Genomic DNA, 1,741 nt, shown 5'->3' on the forward strand with positions numbered 1-1,741 from the left:
AGAGCTTGGCGGTGGGTGCCCACACCACACCGTAGCTCCACACCTTGGCATTGATGGGTTTCAGGTTGACGTTGCCGGACTGCTCGCCTTTGTACTGAGCATTGGAGAACGTGGTCGGGCAGCTGACGATATTGCCCGGGTCGAAGCCCAGCTTGGCGCAGTTGTAGTAGTCCACCGTGGTGCTATAAAAGCCACTTTGGCCTTGGAACTGGTCAGCCAAGGTTGGTGCCTTGAATGCAGTGCCGTACTTGCCGCGGAACAGCAAGGATTCAAACGGACGGAACTCCATACCCAGTGCATAGGTGGGCTTGTCGACGGTCTTGCCGGCGGAGCGGAAGGCGTCATAACGGGCAGATGCGGTGACCGTCAGCGGTTCCCACAGCGGCAGGCGCAATTCGCTGGTGACCGCATAACGGGTACGGCTGCCATTCCCGCTGACTGCGGTGGTGCCCCAAATCTTGCCGTTCAGCAGCAACGGATCCGGATCATAGCGCCAGCCTTGGCTGCCGGCTTCCACTGCCAACGCGAAGCCCGCGTCACCGCCGGGCAGCGAGAACAGCGATCCATTGGTCAGCTGCGCGCGCAGCATGTTGTCATAGGTGCGGCTACGCGAATTGGTTTGGCCCATGAAGCTGTAGAAATCGGTGGGCGACAACAATTTGTAGAACGCGGCGTAGTCCGGCGTGAACACCGGATAAGCACCGAAATATGGGTCCAAGCCTTGCTGCTGGCCCAGCACATGGGTCTGGAAATAGTTGTCGATTGGGTCGCTCAAGCGAGCCAAATCGGTTTCGGTGAGCTTGTACTCGGTACGGGTAAAGCCGACGTCGTAATCCCAGTTCGAGCCTTCGCCCAAGGTGCCGTTGACACCCAAGGTGACCGCATACGAGGAACTGACATTGCGGCCCATGGTCTGCTTCCAGTCACCCATATCTTCCGGGGTGAAGGCGCGTTGCAGGTTCAGCAAGTCGCCAGCTGGCAAAGACGCGAGGCAGGCTGGGTCAGTGCCACAGATATCTGGGCCTAAGGCATCAGCCACACCGGTACCGATGCGTGGGTCGAAGAAGTAACCCCACTTCTGACTGGTGCCCCACCAGGTGTAGTTGGAGCCGACGTGGTACTTGACCTTTTCGTGGCTCAACAGCACGTCAGCATACAACTGTGCATTGTCATTGAAGTCGTAGGTGGAGTGCGCATAGAACTGCACGCTTTCCTTGCCGTTCTTCAAGGTGCGATAGCCGGGGGTGGACATCGAGCCGCAGTACTTGGCATCGCCAAAGCCCGGGCGCGTCTGCAAGCCTGCCGTACCACCGAAACCAGCCGTCACATTGGCGCAGTTGGCGGGGTCAAGGAACTTGTAGCTGGTGAACGGGCTGTACACCAGCCAATCGCGGCTGGCCAGCGCCGGTGAAGCAACGCGGTCGTAGGTCTTGGTTGCGTTATTGGCAACCCAAGTGGTGCCTTGGGTATTGAAATGGCTGGTCAAGTCGCGGTCTGCAGCCCACACCGGATTGGTGATTTCTGCCTGCAAGCCGAGCAGGGTGTTCCAGCGGTTGTCGGCACTGTGCAGGCTGGTCGCGGCGCTGAAACGACCGCTGCGGCCACCACCTTCGGCGTAACCACCCAAACGGGTGCTGATCACGCTGCCTTCCATGTTCTTCTTCAGGATGATGTTGACCACGCCGGCGATGGCGTCCGAGCCATACAGCGAGGACTGGCCACCGGGCAGGATTTCAATGCG

Annotated in this window: 1 protein-coding gene; it reads right to left on the bottom strand. The window is 59.4% G+C overall.

Annotated elements, in window-relative coordinates; all coding sequences use genetic code 11:
• The coding region (locus PK789_RS09635) for a TonB-dependent receptor domain-containing protein (RefSeq protein ID WP_324308543.1) at nt 1-1,741 on the bottom strand (1,741 nt) is incomplete at both ends.

Source organism: Thermomonas sp. (genome assembly GCF_035369645.1).
GTDB lineage: Bacteria > Pseudomonadota > Gammaproteobacteria > Xanthomonadales > Xanthomonadaceae > Thermomonas.